General features: G+C 64.8%; 15 protein-coding genes. 8 read left to right on the top strand and 7 right to left on the bottom strand.

From position 1 onward, the window contains the following. Positions 1-165 precede the first annotated feature (165 nt). Complete coding sequence (locus ACZ92H_RS07295) at positions 166-966, bottom strand: AraC family transcriptional regulator (protein WP_465048828.1); 801 nt, start codon at positions 964-966, stop codon at positions 166-168. A 100-nt stretch (positions 967-1,066) separates the two neighbouring features. On the opposite strand from ACZ92H_RS07295, the gene ACZ92H_RS07290 reads away from it, so the two are divergent. From ACZ92H_RS07290 to ACZ92H_RS07280, 3 genes are all read left to right on the top strand, one after another. Further along, entirely contained in the window at positions 1,067-2,302 is a 1,236-nt protein-coding gene (locus ACZ92H_RS07290; protein WP_465048827.1) for an MFS transporter, read from the top strand. A 44-nt stretch (positions 2,303-2,346) separates the two neighbouring features. Further along, entirely contained in the window at positions 2,347-2,841 is a 495-nt protein-coding gene (gene rraA, locus ACZ92H_RS07285; RefSeq protein ID WP_131372891.1) for a ribonuclease E activity regulator RraA, read from the top strand. Between the two features lie 186 nt (positions 2,842-3,027). Continuing rightward, positions 3,028-3,678: a choice-of-anchor C family protein gene (locus tag ACZ92H_RS07280; RefSeq protein WP_465048826.1), complete on the top strand. Its 651-nt coding sequence runs from the start codon at positions 3,028-3,030 to the stop codon at positions 3,676-3,678. Between the two features lie 58 nt (positions 3,679-3,736). On the opposite strand, the gene ACZ92H_RS07275 is transcribed toward ACZ92H_RS07280, so the two are convergent. Together ACZ92H_RS07275 and ACZ92H_RS07270 are read right to left on the bottom strand one after the other, a co-directional pair. Beyond that, complete coding sequence (locus ACZ92H_RS07275) at positions 3,737-4,156, bottom strand: DUF4952 domain-containing protein (RefSeq protein WP_465048825.1); 420 nt, start codon at positions 4,154-4,156, stop codon at positions 3,737-3,739. Further along, positions 4,143-4,526 carry a MerR family transcriptional regulator gene (locus tag ACZ92H_RS07270; protein WP_465048824.1) on the bottom strand — a complete coding sequence of 128 codons (384 nt, stop codon included), beginning with the start codon at positions 4,524-4,526 and terminating at the stop codon, positions 4,143-4,145. Before ACZ92H_RS07270 ends, ACZ92H_RS07275 begins: the two co-directional genes overlap by 14 nt. A gap of 146 nt (positions 4,527-4,672) precedes the next feature. On the opposite strand from ACZ92H_RS07270, the gene ACZ92H_RS07265 reads away from it, so the two are divergent. Then, the gene (locus ACZ92H_RS07265) at positions 4,673-5,050 is read left to right on the top strand and encodes a hypothetical protein (protein ID WP_465048823.1); all 378 of its coding nucleotides are present in this window, start codon (positions 4,673-4,675) and stop codon (positions 5,048-5,050) included. Between the two features lie 102 nt (positions 5,051-5,152). Beyond that, a complete protein-coding gene (locus ACZ92H_RS07260) occupies positions 5,153-6,970 on the top strand; it encodes a DUF4153 domain-containing protein (protein WP_465048822.1) in 1,818 nt (605 codons plus the stop codon). Between the two features lie 72 nt (positions 6,971-7,042). Here the strand turns inward: ACZ92H_RS07260 and motA are convergent, their stop codons facing one another. Both motA and ACZ92H_RS07250 read right to left on the bottom strand, forming a co-directional pair. After that, positions 7,043-7,906 (bottom strand): flagellar motor stator protein MotA, encoded by an 864-nt coding sequence (motA, locus tag ACZ92H_RS07255; RefSeq protein ID WP_092794839.1) that lies wholly within the window; start codon positions 7,904-7,906, stop codon positions 7,043-7,045. A gap of 42 nt (positions 7,907-7,948) precedes the next feature. Beyond that, the gene (locus tag ACZ92H_RS07250; RefSeq protein WP_465048821.1) at positions 7,949-8,869 is read right to left on the bottom strand and encodes a LysR family transcriptional regulator; all 921 of its coding nucleotides are present in this window, start codon (positions 8,867-8,869) and stop codon (positions 7,949-7,951) included. Positions 8,870-8,968: 99 nt separating this feature from the next. Here ACZ92H_RS07250 and ACZ92H_RS07245 point away from each other — a divergent pair, with 99 nt between their 5' ends. Continuing rightward, positions 8,969-10,138: a mandelate racemase/muconate lactonizing enzyme family protein gene (locus ACZ92H_RS07245; RefSeq protein WP_465048820.1), complete on the top strand. Its 1,170-nt coding sequence runs from the start codon at positions 8,969-8,971 to the stop codon at positions 10,136-10,138. 3 nt (positions 10,139-10,141) lie between these two features. Here the strand turns inward: ACZ92H_RS07245 and ACZ92H_RS07240 are convergent, their stop codons facing one another. Further along, positions 10,142-10,498, bottom strand: a complete 357-nt coding sequence (locus tag ACZ92H_RS07240) for a glyoxalase superfamily protein (RefSeq protein ID WP_465048819.1) — start codon at positions 10,496-10,498, stop codon at positions 10,142-10,144. 47 nt (positions 10,499-10,545) lie between these two features. After that, positions 10,546-11,250: a hypothetical protein gene (locus ACZ92H_RS07235; protein WP_465048818.1), complete on the bottom strand. Its 705-nt coding sequence runs from the start codon at positions 11,248-11,250 to the stop codon at positions 10,546-10,548. Between the two features lie 176 nt (positions 11,251-11,426). Here ACZ92H_RS07235 and ACZ92H_RS07230 point away from each other — a divergent pair, with 176 nt between their 5' ends. Then, positions 11,427-12,485 carry an Lnb N-terminal periplasmic domain-containing protein gene (locus ACZ92H_RS07230; protein ID WP_465048817.1) on the top strand — a complete coding sequence of 353 codons (1,059 nt, stop codon included), beginning with the start codon at positions 11,427-11,429 and terminating at the stop codon, positions 12,483-12,485. Positions 12,486-12,711: 226 nt separating this feature from the next. Further along, entirely contained in the window at positions 12,712-13,983 is a 1,272-nt protein-coding gene (locus ACZ92H_RS07225) for a DEAD/DEAH box helicase (RefSeq protein WP_465048816.1), read from the top strand. Positions 13,984-14,054 lie beyond the last annotated feature (71 nt).

The raw sequence follows: 14,054 nt of genomic DNA, 5'->3' as shown, positions 1-14,054 counted from the left end.
AAAGCGTCCATGGCGGCGTTGCACCGCCTTGCCGTACCAGCGTACTGTCTGCGGCGCTGCGCCTTGCCCTGAGCACTGTATCGGCGCGCTTTCCCGTTGAGCGCACAGTTAAAGCGCCCATGGCGGCGTTGCACCGCCTTGCCCCGAGCGCTTGCGGGCGCCCGCTCACGGGCGCCCGCCCTGCGCAAAAAACGCCGAGGGCGAACTGCCGAAAGTCTTCTTGAACATGGCGGAAAAGGCCGACTGGCTGGCATAGCCCAGTTCTTCGGCCACCTGCGACAGCGGCACGCCGCGCGCGATCATCGGTGCCGCGTGGGCCAGGCGCACCTGCTGGCGCCACTGGCCAAAACTCATGCCCAACTCCCGTTCGAACAGCCGCGCCAGGGTCCGCTCCGAGGCGCCGGCAATGTGCGCCCAGTGTTCCAGCGTGTGGTTCGAGCCGGGCTTGTCGATCAGGCTGTCGCACAGGGTCTTCAGGCGCTTGTCGCCAGGCAAGGGAACGCGGATGGGGCGCGTGGCCGACCGTTTCAATTCATCGAGGATCAGCTCGGCCAGCAGCGCCTCGCGCGCCGGTTCCTGGCCCGGGTCCAGCTGTTCCAATGCCATGATCAGCTGGCGCAGCAGGCTCGACACTTCCAGCACCTTGCAGTCGCGGCCGGCAAATGGCGCGCGCGCGGCATGGATGCACAGGGGGCGCAAGCGGGTTTTTTCCAGTATCGTGACGGCATGCTCCACGTTCGGCGCGATCCAGATGGCGCGCATGGGCGGCAGCACCCAGCTGCTGTTGTTGGCGGTAATGCGCAGCACGCCTTCGAGCGCCATCGTGACCTGGCCCCACGGATGCGTGTGCGGCAATAAAAATTCATCGGGTTGCAGGTCGCGCGCGATCATGGTCACGGGAATGGTGGCGCTGGGCGCTTCCCGCGGCGGACACATGCGGGTATGGTGGAGGATAGGTACACCCATCAGCTTGGCCTTAATTCGATAAATTATGTCGTTCTGTCGGAAAACAGACGATGGTATTTTGCATACACTTGAGCTTCACCAGTATAAGACAGGGTATGACATGATAACAACTAACTCGGCATCCGAACTTCCCACCCTGCGCAGCGATGCCCGCGTCATCGGCCTGGTGGGCCTGGCGCATGGCGTGTCGCACTTCTACCACCTGATCCTGGCGGCCCTGTTCGTCTGGCTGAAGCCTGCCTTTCACCTGTCGTATGCGGAGCTGGGCTTGCTGATGACGGTGTTTTTCATCATCTCGGGCGTGGGGCAGGCGCTGGCCGGCTTTGTCGTCGACCGCTTCGGCGCGCGGGCCGTGCTGTTTTCTGGCATTTTCCTGCTGGGCGTGTCGGCGCTGGCCCTGTCCACGGCCCACAGCTATACGGCCCTGATGCTGGGCGCCATGCTGGCCGGCGTGGGCAACAGCGTCTTCCACCCCGCCGATTACACCATCCTCAACCAGCGCGTCTCGGCCGCGCGCGTGGCTTACGGTTTTTCCGTGCATGGCATCAGCGGCAACATTGGCTGGGCCCTGGCGCCGTTATTCATGACCTATGTGGCCACGCAGTATGACTGGAGGGTGGCCCTGCAGTGCGCGGCCGTGCTGCCGTTCGGCGTGCTGCTGGTGCTGTTCCTGAACCGCCACGCCATCCGTCCCGAACCGCTGAAAAAGACGGCGCCGGGCCAGGCGGGCAGCGGCGAAGGCACCCTGGATTTCCTGCGCCTGCCGGCCGTGTGGATGTGCTTTGCCTTCTTCTTCATCACCGCCATCGCCCTGGGCGGCATCCAGAGCTTTGCCAGCGTGGCCCTGGTCAAACTGTACGGCATGAGCCTGGCACTGGCCACCAGCGCCTACACGGCGTACATGCTGGCCTCGGCCGTGGGCATGCTGGCAGGCGGCGTGGTGGGCGCGCGCAGCAAGCAGCCGGACCGCAACGTGGCAATCGCCTTTTCCGCCGCCGCGCTGCTGGCCGTACTGCTGGGCATGGCCGTCGTGCCGGCCTGGGGCGCGGTGCTGCTGATGGGCGCCATCGGCCTGACGTCCGGCGTGGCGGGCCCGTCGCGCGACCTGATGATACGCGCGGCGGCGCCGAAGAATGCCACGGGACGCGTGTATGGCGTCGTGTATTCCGGCCTCGACAGCGGCCTGGCCGTGGGGCCGCTGTTCTTTGGCGCGCTGATGGATGGCAACCATCCGGCCCTGCTGTTTGTCTTTATCGGCGTGTTCCAGGCGCTGGCGATCGCCACGGCCGTCGGCGTGGGCGGTAAAACACGTGCCGCGGCGCTGCAAAAGGCATAGAATCGTTGCCATCCGATATGATTTCCTCACTTCCTGGAGCCAGCATGACTTTTGCCACCACCGACCTGTGCGACGACTATGCAGCCATGCTGGACGATGGCACCCTGGCGGTCTTGCCGCCCGTGTACCGGGCCTTTGGCCAGCGCATGCGCTTCAGCGGCCCCGCCACGACCTTGCAAGTGTTTGAAGACAACGCCCTCGTGCGCAGCACCCTGGAAGCGCCGGGGCAGGGCCACGTGCTGGTCATCGACGGTGGCGGCAGCCTGCGCCGCGCACTGGTGGGCGGCCAGCTGGGCGTGCTGGCGGAAGGCAATGGCTGGGCCGGCATCGTCGTGCACGGCTGCATCCGCGACAGCGAGGAAATCAATGTGTGCCAGATCGGCGTGCGCGCCCTGGCCACGCATCCGCGCAAGAGCAACAAGACGGGCGCGGGCCAGCGCGACGTGCGCGTGGAGATCAGCGGCGTGCCCGTGCAGCCCGGCGACTGGATCTATGCGGATGCCGACGGCATCCTGGTGGCGCGCCAGGAACTCGACTGAGCCTTCACGCTTCGAGCCGCCAGCGCGCCATCGGGCGCGTTTTTTTTTTGCGCCTGGCCTTAGGTCGAAACGTTACAAATTGTCCACATTGAATATATTTTTGCAAAGTTCTTTGATTTTTATCAAGGCTGGGATATGATTTCACTTAAGGTAACTTTAATATCAACAAGGCAAGGAAATCAGACCATGAAAACCACCACCATCGCCGCCGTCCTTGCCCTGTTGTGTGCCAGCGCCGCAGGCACCGCCAGCGCCAGTCCCATCAATCTGATCACGAATGGCGACTTCGAGACTGTCGCGCCCGGTTCCACGTTTTCCAGCGGCTTCCAGGTGGTCAACAGCGGCTCCTCCGCGATCACGGGCTGGACCGTGGGCGCCTCTTCCGTCGACCTGATCCGCAATGCCTACAACGCCATCGACGGCTACAGCATCGACATGTTGGGCACGCCAGGACCTGGTTTCCTGTCGCAAAATTTCAACGTGGTGGCCGGCCAGACCTATAACTTGAGCTTTGACATGGCGCGCAATGCGAATGGTCCCGCAGGCCAGGGCGTGGCCGTCAATTTCGGTGGCGTGGCCGGCAATTTCTACTCGACGGCTGCCGCCTCGAATACCCTGTACAGCAACACCCTGAGCTTCACGGCCGCGTCCACGGGCCTGGCGACCCTGTCGTTTGCCAGCGCCGCCAAGGCCGGCACGCCGTTCGATAATTACTCGGGCGCCGTGATCGACAACGTGTCCGTGATGGCCGCCGTGCCGGAACCGGAAACCTACGCCATGCTGCTGGCCGGCCTGGGCCTGATGGGTTTCCTGCGCCGCCGCAAGGCTGGCAAGTAAGCCCGTTTATTGTCCACGCAAAACCGCCTGCTGCCATGCACAGGCGGTTTTTTGTTGTTCAGGGGTCTTGCGCGTAGCCGTCGACCTGGATCACAAAGCGGTCGATCCGCGGCCAGGCGGCGCGCGTGCGCACCGGCGTTTCTGCCGTGGCCATGAACATGACGTAGCTGTAGCCCGAGCGGCGGTCGCGCCAGGAATGCTGCGAACTGTCCCACATGCAGCAGTAGCGTTGGAGCTTGGGCAAGCCATAGGCGCGCCGCAAGTACGCTTCCGCCTGCCGCGCATGCCTGCCATCCACATGGTAGCTGGCCTTGAACGGCTGGTCCTGGCGTTCCATGTTTTGCTGGCAACCCTGGTAGACGATATACGGTGGTTTCCGGCCCAGCCTGGACAGGAAATCGCCGCACGTCAGTGCGCCCGCCTGCGCGCCGCCCGCGCCCAGCAGCAACAGCCATGGCAGCCATTTACCCGGTCGCATGGCCGCCTCCATGCAACGGACACGCCGCCGCCTGCGGCGCCAGTCGCCGCGCCAGTTCGCCGCGCAGCTGCGTCAGCCCGGCGATGCGCGCGTCGATGTCGGCCAGCTTGCGCGCCAGGGCCGCGCGCAGCAGTTCGGCCGTGGCCGGTTCATCGGCGCTGGCCAGCAGCGGCATGTCGGCCTCGATCTCGGCCAGGGTAAAGCCCAGCTGCTGCGCCGTGCGCAGGTAGCGCAGCCAGTCGGCCGCCTCGGGCGGGTAGTCGCGGTAGCCATTCGCGCCGCGCCGCGCGCGCAGCAAGCCCCGTTTTTCATAAAAGCGCAGGGTATCGCGGCTCAATCCCGTCGCCTGCGCCATCTCGCCGATCTGCATGACGATGCTTCCTTCATAAAATGCTTGACCATGGAGTGTACTCCAGCCTTGATCATGGGCGCTTTCCCCTTGATGGAGGTCTCGCATGTTGTCCGTTTCCGCTTTCCGCCGCCTGGTGCGCACCAGTGCCCATCTACGATGTCGTCATGACGGTCGCGTTCGCCACGCCGTGGACGTTTCTGCTGTTGCGCGAGCAATTGAGCGCCCTTAACGTGGGACTGGGCGGCCTGCCGCTGCCCGTCTTCGAACCGTTTCACTTGCTTATCAGCAGCTTGCTGGGCAGCGTGGTACTGGTCTGGTCAGCCTTGCGCCTGCTCGATCCGCAGCCGCGCTTCGGCCGTTTCGATGCGGCCGCCCGCTACCTGTTTTCCAGCTGGATGGCGTGGGCCTTGCTGGCGACGGGGCAGCCCGTGCTGTGGCTGTTCATCGTGCCGGAACTGGCCTGGGGCGTGGCGCAAAGCTTGCCGCTGCGCCGCGCAGCGGACAGCCTGGGCACGGCCCCGCACGAATCGTTGTTGAGATGACGATAACGAAATGCAATAATGCGCCTGTATGCCGTACAGCAATGAACGGCAATAATGATTCATAAAGGAATGACTATGCAGCAGGACGCCGCTGGAAAAAACATGGCTTTGCTCGATCCGGTGGTGGCGCCGCGCATCGCGGTGACGCGCCTGGTGACGGGGCTGCTGCAAGGCTTGCTGCTGTATTGGCTGTACAGCTCGTCCCAGGACAAGACCTGGCCAGCCACGGAAGCCTACTTGCTGGGGCCGCTGATGCTGATCGGCCTGCTGCTGCCCATCCTGCTGGTTTCCAGCCTGGGCCACATGTCGGCGAAGCGCATTGCCCTGTGGATGGCGGGCGCGGCGGCCGTCATGGCCGTGCTGGCCTGGCACGACGTGGCGCGCGGCGCCGAGCATGTCATCTGGGGCAACTACAAGCCGGGCGCGCCGCTGCGCGTCATTTCGGCCCAGCTGTTCGGCTTTTGCGTGGTGGGCTTTTACATCGCCCATGCGCTGGTGCTGGCCAGCGCCCAGGATGGCCAGCGCATCGCCCGCTACACCACGTATTTTGAAATCGCCTGGAAGCTGGGCATCCAGCTGCTGTTTTCCTTGCTGTTCGTGCTGGGCCTGTGCCTGGTGCTGTGGCTGGGCGGGCAATTGTTCCTGCTGATTAAACTGAATTTCCTGAAAAAATTGCTGGGCCAGGCCTGGTTCGTGATTCCCGTCATCTGCTTCGCCTTTTCCTTTGCCATCCACATCACGGACGTGCGTCCCTCCATCGTGCGCGGCATCCGCACCCTGCTGCTGGTGCTGCTGTCGTGGCTGGTGCCGATCGCCGCCGTGCTGGTCTCCGGCTTCCTGCTGACCTTGCCATTCATCGGCTTCGAGCGCCTGTGGGCCACGCGCCATGCGGCGTCCGTGCTGCTGGGCATGGCCGGCGTGCTGGTGGTGCTGATCAATGCCGCCTTCCAGAATGGCGAAGTGGGCCATGGCGTGGCGCGCGGCATCCGCCTGGGCACGCGCCTGGCCTGCCTGCTGCTGCCGTGGGTGGTGGGCATCGCCATCTATGCCCTGACCCTGCGCGTGATGTCGCATGGCTGGACGGCCGACCGCCTGATCGCCGCCGCCTGCCTGCTGGTCGCCACCTGCTACGCCGTCGGCTATGCCTGGGCGGCCAGCAAGTATGGCGACTGGCTGCACCTGATCGCCAACGTCAACGTGGCCACCGCCTTCGTCACCTTGCTGGTGCTGTTCGCGCTGTTCTCGCCGTTGGCGGACCCGGCGCGCATTTCCGTGGCCAGTCAGATGGCGCGCCTGGACAGCGGCAAGGTGGGCGTGGATAAATTCGATTTCGAATACCTGCGCTTCGAAGGCGCCCGCTACGGCCAGGCGGCCTTGCAGGAACTGGCCAAGCGCACGACGGGGCCGGACGCGGCCACCGTGCGGGCCCGCGCCGCGGCCATGCTGAAGCGCCAGAACCGCCTCGACGAGACGGGCGCCCTGAGCGACGTGTCGATCAACCTGACCCTGCGCCCGGCGACGGCGCAGCTGCCGGACAGTTTCCTGCGCCAGGACTGGACGCAAGTAGGCCCGGCCTGGCGTTTGCCCGCCTGCTTGAAGCGGGCAGGGCAGCAGTGCGACGCCTATCTGCTCGATTTCGATGGCGATGGCAAGCAGGAAGTACTGCTGATCAGCAATGATCCGCGCGCCTCGTCGGTGCTGCTGGCGGAGAAGGACGATGGCAGCTGGACCGCACGGGGACAAATTCCCACGGAAGCCCTGCGCTGCAAGCCCCTGCGCGAAAAACTCCAGGCGGGCGAGTTCCAGCTGGTGCCGCCCAAGGTGCGCGAGCTGGAAGTCGATGGCCAGCGCGTGCCGATGACTTTATATACGCAAGAGGAAGAAGTCAGCTGCCCGGAAGAGGCGGAGCCGGCCCCGTAAATCGGCCCAACGTCCCCGGCACACTGCATGCCGATTCAGCCGATTCAGCCGATGGGGGCCGGCCAGGCGCCCCTAGTTCTTCGTGCGCACTTGCCGCACGTGGTTTTCCAGTTCGCTGAACGATGGACGTTCCGTGGCGGAAATGACCTTGCGGCCGAATTCCACGGCCAGGGCCGGCGCGTAGCCGTTCAGGCTGGCCAGCAGGGTGACTTTCACGCACTGGTACATCTTCGCCGTTTCATGGTGCTTGCGGCGCAGCAGGCTGGCCAGCGGCGCGATGAAGCCGTAGGCCAGCAGGATGCCGATGAAGGTGCCCACCAGCGCCTGCGCGATCAGCACGCCCAGCTCGGCCGGCGGCAAGCCGACGGAAGCCATGGTATGCACCACGCCCATCACGGCGGCGACGATGCCGAAGGCGGGCATGGCGTCGGCCAGCTGGGAAATCGTCTGGATCGGCATTTCCGCATCTTCGTGGTGCGTCTCGATCTCGTTATCCATCAGGTTTTCGATCTGGTAGGCATCCATATTGCCCGACACCATCAGACGCAGGTAATCGGTGATGAATTCCAGGATATGCTCGTCGCCCAGCGTGTACGGATATTTCACGAAGATGGGGCTGCGGTACGGGTCGTCGATATCGTCCTCGACCGACATCAGGCCTTCCTTGCGGATCTTGCTGAGGATTTCATACATCAGCCCCATCAGCTCCATGTAGCGCGCTTTCGTGTACTGCGAGCCGTGGAACAGGGTGGGCAGGGCGGCGAAGGTGGCGCGGATGGCCTTGGCGTCATTGCCGACAAAGAAGGTGCCCAGCGCGGCGCCGCCGATCATCAGCAGCTCCAGCGGCTGGAACAGGGCGCCCAGGTGCCCGCCCTGCATGGCGAAGCCGCCGAAGACGGAAAACAGCACGACGATAAATCCGAGTATGACTAGCAAAACTTACTCCCTCATAATATTGCCATATCGCAATATTATAGTTTAACCTGATTCGGCATCCGTGGCCCCGTCCGGCTGCAGCCGCTGGCCGAGAAAATTGATAAAAGCGCGCACTTTGGCGGGCAATTGGTGGCGGCTGGGGTAGTAGGCGTACAGGTCGGCCGGCGCCAGGGTGTAGTCGGGCAGCACCACGCGCAGGCGGCCGCTGTCGAGGTAGCGGGCCAGGTCCCATTCCGAGCGCAGCAGGATGCCGTGGCCGTCCAGGGCCCAGCCCAGCACCACGTCGCCATCGTTGCTGGCCACGGTGCCGCGCACCTTCACCGTGTGCGTGGCGCGGCCTTTACTCAAACGCCAGATGCCATAGGCGTCGTCGTTCTGCCGGTGCACGATGCAGCGGTGGCGCGCCAGTTCGTCCGGCGTGGCCGGCGCGCCGTGCGCCTGCAGGTAGGCGGGCGAGGCGCACAGGAAGCGCCGGTTCGACATGATCTTGCGCGCCGACAGCCGCGTGTCGGGCAAGTCGCCGAAACGGATGCCCAGGTCGTAGGCCTGCTCGACCAGGTTGATGGGGCTGTCCGTCAGCTGCAGCTGCACTTCCAGCTGCGGGTGGCGCAGGGCAAATTGCGACAGCAGGGGCGCGATCACCGTGCGGCCGAAACCCAGGGTGGCGTTCACGCGCAGCAAGCCGCGCGGCTCGGCGCTGCCGCTGGCCAGGGACTCTTCCATGGCGCGGATATCGTCAAGGATCTGCCGCGCCTGCGCCAGGTAGCTTTCGCCATCGCCCGTCAGGCTGATGCGCCGCGTGCTGCGGTTCAGCAGGCGCACGCCCAGGCGCTGCTCCATCAGCACCAGGCGCTTGCTGACGGCGGGCGGCGTGATGCCCAGCTCGCGCGCCGTGGCCGACAGGCTGCCCAGCTTGGCCAGCAGCACAAAGAAGGCCATTTCCGTGGTCGTATCGGTTTTCATCTTTAACTTCAGGTGAATAATGGTTTAAATTGGATTTGATTATACGATTCCTGTTCGCGGGTAAGCTGGCGTGATTCAATCAATGACAGGAGACCCCGCATGAAAATCGTTGAAATCCGCGAAAAGACCATTCCCATTTCATCCCCCATCCGCAACGCCTACATCGATTTCACGAAGATGACCCTGAGCCTGGTGGCCGTCATCACGGACGTGATGCGCGATGGCAAGCCCGTCGTCGGCTACGGCTTCAACTCGAACGGCCGCTACGGCCAGGGCATGCTGATGCGCGAGCGCTTCATCCCGCGCCTCCTCGACGCCGATCCCGCCAGCCTCGTGACGCCGGATGGCAGCAATCTCGATCCGCACAAGGTGTGGGACTGCATGTTTAGCAATGAAAAACCGGGCGGCCACGGCGAGCGCTCGGTGGCCATCGGCACCATCGACATGGCCATCTGGGATGCCGTGGCGAAGATCGAGCGCAAGCCATTGTTCCAGCTGCTGGCCGAGCGCCACGGCACGGGCGCGCCCGACAACAAGGTGTTCGTGTACGCGGCCGGCGGTTATTACTATCCGGGCCAGAGCCTGTCCGCCCTGCAGGACGAGATGCGCAGCTATATCGACCGCGGCTACACGGTGGTCAAGAAGAAGATCGGCGGCGCTTCGCTGGACGAAGACTTGCGCCGCATCGACGCCATCATGGAGGTGCTGCAGGATGGCCAGAAGCTGTGCGTGGACGCCAACGGGCGCTTCGACCTCGATACCTCGATCGCCTACGCCAAGGCGCTGCGCCAGTACGATTTGTTCTGGTACGAAGAAGCGGGCGACCCGCTCGACTTCGAGCTGCAGGCCACCCTGCGCAGCTATTACGACAAGCCGATGGCGACGGGAGAAAACCTGTTTTCCATGCAGGATGCGCGCAACCTGATCCGCTATGGCGGCATGCGCGCCGACCGCGACTGGCTGCAGTTCGACTGCGCCCTCAGCTACGGCCTGGTGGAATACCTGCGCACCCTGGACATGCTGCGCCAGCACGGCTGGTCGCGCAGCCGCTGCATCCCGCACGGCGGCCACCAGATGTCCCTGAATATCGCGGCGGGCCTGGGCCTGGGCGGCAATGAATCGTACCCGGACCTGTTCCAGCCCTTCGGCGGCTTCCCCGACGGCGTGCGGGTGGAAAATGGCCACATCACCATGCCGGACCTGGTCGGCATCGGCTTCGAGGGCAAGGCCAACCTGTATGCGGAAATGCGCGCCCTGAGCGGGCAGTAAGGGCTAGGCGCTGCGTTGCCAGAAGCGCAGCCGGTTGCCGAACGGGTCGGCCACTTCCAGGATGCGGCCCCAGTCCTCGTCGCGGATGCCGGGCCGCGCATACGGATAATCCTTCGCCTGCAGCTCCGCATGCAGGGCGGCGATGTCGTCGATGGGGATCAGCAGCGCCGCGCCGGGCGTGGCGTCGCCGTAGTGTTCACTCAGGTGCAGCACCAGTTCGCCCCGCGTCACCTGCAGGTACAGGGGCGCCGTGGGCGCGAAGCGGTGCTGCCAGTCCAGGGTAAAACCGAGGAAGCCGAGGTAGAACTCGCGCGCCTTGTCTTCGGAAAAGATGCGCAGGATGGGGATGGGAGCATGCATGGCGGCGCTTTCACTTTCAACTAGGTGGCGATGCCGCCATTCTAGCGTCAAGCCAGCGCCTGGCGTTTCACGCGCGCGGCAGGGCTGGTCTGCTCCCAGCGGAACAGCCACATGATGATCAGCTTGGTCGTGGCGCTGACGCAGGCCAGCAGCAGCAAGGGCCAGCCTGTCGATAAACCCATGACGCAGGCAAAGAAGATGGTGCTGACATCCATCGCCAGGATGAACTGGCTCATTTTCAGGGACACGGCGCCCGTCCTGCCGGAACGCCAGATCAGGCGGATCTGGTGCGCATAGCCCTGCGCCAGCAGCACGGTGACGGCGACGATCAGGCTTTGCGAGATCACGCGCTTTTCATCGGTCAAGGTGGGGCCGAAGGCGAGGCCGGCCACGCCGGCGCACAGCAGCAGGGCGCACGCCAGCAGCGCGCGGCGGGCCGTCGCGCTGCGGCGGTCGCGGTCAATCTCGAACAGGATGAGCAGCGCGATCAGCGAGGCGGCCAGGCGCGGCCAGACGATGTAGTGGTTGAAGGGCGTGATCGAATAGCCGTACACGAAGAAGGCGCAATACGCGAGGAAGCTGACGGTGAACTGGTTGATGGAAAGGATATCCGTCGTCTTGCCCCGCGCCAGGCTGGCGTCGTGCTTGCGGCGCCAGATTTTTGCCAGCTGCGACCACAGGCCATACAGGCTGACGACGATGAAGAGGGAATTGAGGCTGCCGGCGAGGGCGTAGAGGGAAGGGGGCTGCACGTTGTCTCCTGGACGCGGCAAGCATGGCCGCGCGGACGGCCTGGCTTGTCTATACATTTTATTTGGACAATATGCTCTCATGAAATAAATTAGCAGGCAAGCAATGTTTCGGCCCGCACACATGCGCTCGCTTGCCTGAATGCATCGGATAACGCGCTTGCCCCTATAATCATGGCATGACTTTCTTATCACACCGTATCCGCTCCGTGCTGGGCACCATCGGCAAAATGGCCGCGACTCTGATTATCCTGTTGACTGCCCTGTGGGGCGCGCTGGCGCTGTGGTACCAGCTGTCCGGCGGCGCCACGGCGCAAGGCATCGGCGCCTTGCTGTGGGGCGCGCTGGGCGTGGCCAGCGTGGTCCTGTGGTGGCTGCGCGGCGATGTGCGCGTGCTGCTGCCGTATGCGGCCGGCTTTCTCTTGCTGCTGCTGTGGTGGAGCCTGATCATGCCGAAGCAGCAGCGCGTGTGGGCCGACGACGTGGCGCGCAATGTCACGGGCAGCGTCAAGGGCAGCATCGTCACGCTGGAGAACGTGCGCAATTTCGACTGGCGCAGCGACGACGACTACACGGTCAAGTGGGAGCAGCGCAGCTACAACCTCGACGAACTGCGCACGCTGGACGTGGCGCTGTCGTACTGGACGGGGCCATTGATTGCGCACACCCTGATCTCGTTCGGCTTTGCGGACGGGCGCTTCCTGACGTTTTCCATCGAGATCCGCAAGGAAAAGGGCGAGAGTTTTTCCGCCATCGGCGGCTTCTTCAAGCATTTTGAGATGAGCCTGGTGGCGGCCGACGAGCGCGACATCCTGCGCGTGCGCACGAATGCACGGGGCGAGGACATGCATTTGTACCGCGTGATGATGCCCAAGGCGGCCATGCGCTCGCTGTTCCTCGCCTACCTGGACGAGGCGGAATCGCTGAAGCGCCAGCCGCAGTTCTACAATACCTTGACGGCCAACTGCACCACCATCGTCTTCGAGATGGTGCGCCGCATCGTGCCGGGCCTGCCCGTCGACTACCGCCTGCTCGCTTCCGGCTACCTGGACCGCTACCTGTACGACGTCAGGGGCCTGGTGCCCGGCCTGGCCTTCCAGCAGTTGCGCGACGGCGGCCACATCACGGCGCGCGCGCGGGCGGCGAATGCCGATGCGGACTTCTCGCACGCCATCCGCCGCGGCATGCCCGGCTATGACGACGCGGGCTATCCGAAGCTGCAGATGCCCAGGCAGTAGTCGACCTGCAGCACGACGTCCGGGCAAGCCGCCGCGAGCGGAAGGCAGAGGCGGCCGGGAAGCGGAGCCTTGCCGCAGTACGGCGAGCATCGCAGGGGCGCCCGTGCCGACGCGCGGCAGGCCTGGTTGGGCCTTATCTGTCATTGCTTTATACTGTCGTCATATCCCGACCGGCCGCACATTGCGGCCGGTCTCACTTTACGCATAAATATCAAGAAGGCCCGCTATGCCATTTTCCTCACTGGGTCTGATTCCCGCCCTGGTCCGCGCCGTTGACAAGGCCGGCTATGCCGCGCCGACGGCCATCCAGGCGGCCGCCATCCCCGCCATCCTGCGCGGCAGCGACGTGCTGGGCGCGGCGCAGACGGGTTCCGGCAAGACGGCCGCCTATGCGCTGCCGCTGCTGCAGGCGCTGATGGCGCCCGCCGCCGGCCCGCGCCAGGTGCGCGCGCTGATCCTCGTGCCCACGCGCGAGCTGGCGGCGCAGGTGGGGCAGACCGTGCACGCGCTGGCCAAGCCGCTGCCCGTCAAGCTGAAAATTTCCGTGCTGTTCGGCGGCGTGTCGATCAACCCGCAGATGATGGACTTGCGCGGCGGCGCCGACATCGTCGTCGCCACGCCGGGCCGCCTGCTGGACCTGGTCAAGCACAATGCGGTGAAGCTGGGCGGCGTGCAGCTGTTCGTGCTCGACGAGGCCGACCGTCTGCTGGACATGGGTTTCAGCGAAGAAATCAACGCCATCCTGGCGCTGCTGCCCAAGCAGCGGCAAAACCTGTTCTTCTCGGCCACCTTCCCGGACAGCGTGCAGGCGCTGGCCGACAGCCTGCTGACGCACCCCGTGCGCATCGAAGTGGCCTCCGAGCCGCAGGACAAGCCCGATATCGTGCAGCGCGCCATCACGGTCGACGTGCCGCGCCGCACGCAGCTGCTGCGCTACCTGATCCTGCAGCACCAGTGGGAGCGCGTGCTGGTGTTTGTCGCCACCAAGTATGCGGCCGAACACGTGGCCGACAAGCTGCAGCGCGCGGGCCTGCACGTGGGCGCCTTCCACGGCGAATTCAGCCAGGGCACGCGCAGCCAGCTGCTGGCCGACTTCAAGGCGGGGCGCCTGCAAGTACTGGTGGCCACCGACGTGGCCGCGCGCGGCATCGACATCGCCGGCTTGCCGGCCGTCGTCAACTACGACTTGCCCCGTTCCGCCGTCGACTACACGCACCGCATCGGCCGCACGGGCCGCGCCGGCGAAAGCGGCACGGCCATCAGTTTCGTGACGGCCGACACGGAAGCGCATTTCCGCCTGATCGAAAACCGCAACGACCTGCGCATCGTGCGCGAAGTGGTGGCCGGCTTCGAGCCGACGGAACTGTCCACGCCCGTGAGCGCCGTGACGGATACGGTGAACGGCGGCGTGAAGGGCGCGCGCAAAAGCAAGAAGGACAAACTGCGCGAGGCGGCGGCCAGGGCGGCCCAGTCGGCCGAGGGCAGCGGCGACATTTAAATCGCCCTTATGTGCGCTGGCCGCTTGAACGGCCAGCCATCCCCCTTTAAGATGGTGTTTCTATAAGGCAA

This window comes from Janthinobacterium foliorum, assembly GCF_978021625.1.
Note: the sequence above shows the minus strand (reverse complement) of the source record. Positions and strands in the feature narration are given on the sequence as shown.

Coding starts and splice junctions, on each gene's coding strand:
- ACZ92H_RS07280 (WP_465048826.1), top strand. CDS start 3,028: ATGAAAACCACCACCATCGCCGCCGTCCTTGCCCTGTTGTGTGCCAGC.
- ACZ92H_RS07275 (WP_465048825.1), bottom strand. CDS start 4,156: ATGCGACCGGGTAAATGGCTGCCATGGCTGTTGCTGCTGGGCGCGGGC.
- ACZ92H_RS07230 (WP_465048817.1), top strand. CDS start 11,427: ATGACTTTCTTATCACACCGTATCCGCTCCGTGCTGGGCACCATCGGC.
- rraA (WP_131372891.1), top strand. CDS start 2,347: ATGACTTTTGCCACCACCGACCTGTGCGACGACTATGCAGCCATGCTG.
- ACZ92H_RS07270 (WP_465048824.1), bottom strand. CDS start 4,526: ATGCAGATCGGCGAGATGGCGCAGGCGACGGGATTGAGCCGCGATACC.
- ACZ92H_RS07295 (WP_465048828.1), bottom strand. CDS start 966: ATGGGTGTACCTATCCTCCACCATACCCGCATGTGTCCGCCGCGGGAA.
- ACZ92H_RS07240 (WP_465048819.1), bottom strand. CDS start 10,498: ATGCATGCTCCCATCCCCATCCTGCGCATCTTTTCCGAAGACAAGGCG.
- ACZ92H_RS07225 (WP_465048816.1), top strand. CDS start 12,712: ATGCCATTTTCCTCACTGGGTCTGATTCCCGCCCTGGTCCGCGCCGTT.
- ACZ92H_RS07260 (WP_465048822.1), top strand. CDS start 5,153: ATGGCTTTGCTCGATCCGGTGGTGGCGCCGCGCATCGCGGTGACGCGC.
- ACZ92H_RS07245 (WP_465048820.1), top strand. CDS start 8,969: ATGAAAATCGTTGAAATCCGCGAAAAGACCATTCCCATTTCATCCCCC.
- ACZ92H_RS07290 (WP_465048827.1), top strand. CDS start 1,067: ATGATAACAACTAACTCGGCATCCGAACTTCCCACCCTGCGCAGCGAT.
- ACZ92H_RS07250 (WP_465048821.1), bottom strand. CDS start 8,869: ATGAAAACCGATACGACCACGGAAATGGCCTTCTTTGTGCTGCTGGCC.
- ACZ92H_RS07265 (WP_465048823.1), top strand. CDS start 4,673: ATGACGGTCGCGTTCGCCACGCCGTGGACGTTTCTGCTGTTGCGCGAG.